This window comes from uncultured Vibrio sp. (assembly GCF_947488985.1).
Taxonomy (GTDB): domain Bacteria; phylum Pseudomonadota; class Gammaproteobacteria; order Enterobacterales; family Vibrionaceae; genus Vibrio.
The window spans coordinates 1-1440 of the sequence record NZ_CANLBV010000215.1 but is presented as its reverse complement, the minus strand read 5'-3'; the positions used below and the strand labels follow the sequence as shown (position 1 = coordinate 1440).

1 pseudogene is annotated in these 1440 nt (G+C 41.2%); it reads left to right on the top strand.

Annotation, left to right across the window (positions count from 1 at the left end):
• Positions 1-111 precede the first annotated feature (111 nt).
• Positions 112-1331, top strand: a pseudogene (locus Q1A70_RS19895) (hypothetical protein).
• Positions 1332-1440 lie beyond the last annotated feature (109 nt).

Genomic DNA, 1440 nt, shown 5'->3' with positions numbered 1-1440 from the left:
ACGAGACAAGGTTCACTCATTACCGCCCATGCTGGGTAAATTTTAACAGTGACAACTATCCTGCCAGAGGGGGGTATGCCGAATCAATAAAATTAGGACAAAGGAACGTCATTGTTGTTTGCCAATCAAAATTTCAACCCTGAAGTTATTGAGATCGCAAGAAAAGTCTCGATCAATGTGGAAGCTCGTTTCAATCGGTGGCTGATCTCTCCAGAGTATAAACTCGATCAATCTACGGTCGATACATTGCTGAGTCTAGAAAATAGGTACTGTGATAGCGTTATATTTGATGAGTCTGACCGTATTTCTGACAACCAGCGGATTTTGCTCAGATGTGAGTTGAATAGAGTAAAGTCCTGTCGTGATAAAGTGGTCGCGAAGCAACAAACGCTGCGTTATGTGATCGACGATGTCAGCGATGCTGCATCGGCTCTTATGATTGAGAAGTTGCAAGGAACTTTAATCAGTTCATTATTTTTAGACCTGCCAGACTATAATCAATTCGCCAGTGTTGCTTATTTGCCATCTTTAACCTTTTCCAAGCTTCATGATATATCAGCGAAGAGCAGGACATTGAGTTCCAGCTTGATCGAGTTTGTTTCGAACCGTGAGTTCACGGATAAATACGGCAAGAAACCCAAAACTATTCACGATCCTAAGATTGCAGCAAGGCAGATCGGTATTGAAAATTGTCGAGTACTGTTCCCGTTGCTCATGAGCCAGCAATTAATAAGGTGGAATGACGCCAACATCAAACACATCACCCCCAAAGTTTGGCAACACCTTGTTGTTACCTCTAACACCACAAGAATTCGACTAAAAGACACATCGGTTAAAGATCCTGATGTGGGTATTCTTCTTGGTGTATTACGAGTTCTGCCTTTATTTTTGATTTGTAATCACTTTTCTTCAACGTTTGAAGATGCATTGGTCAAAACTATGCTCGGCTACCGAGATGCGAGCGACAAGCATGATGAATATTATGCCTGCACTGACATTTTGCCCAATACACAGTTTCTCGAAGCAATGGTGGATCAATTAGAGCTTAAGTTACTCAACAATTTGATCGAGTTTATCGATTGGAGCCCAGTAACCAGTTTATTAAGAGGGCACTTCTTGAAGAAGTGAATGATGTTCCAGTGCTTGAGCGAACGATTTATGGTGCCGCCTTAGCTCAAGGAAGGAAATACTCCATGTTTGAAGCGCTAGACAACAGCAATTTATTCAACATCAAACATCGGCCTTATTGGTTTTCAACAGTGCAGATGTCTACACCGACCATTGAACGGATACAAAGTAGGGTTCCGGGAAAATTGACAACTGATATGTAATAAGGAGAGCCACTATAGGCTTCTCCTTATATATTATACCCGTGATCATTGAAGGTGCTTGATTTTTAGTAAAATCAGGATCATGCTACGAACTATGATAATTACACTG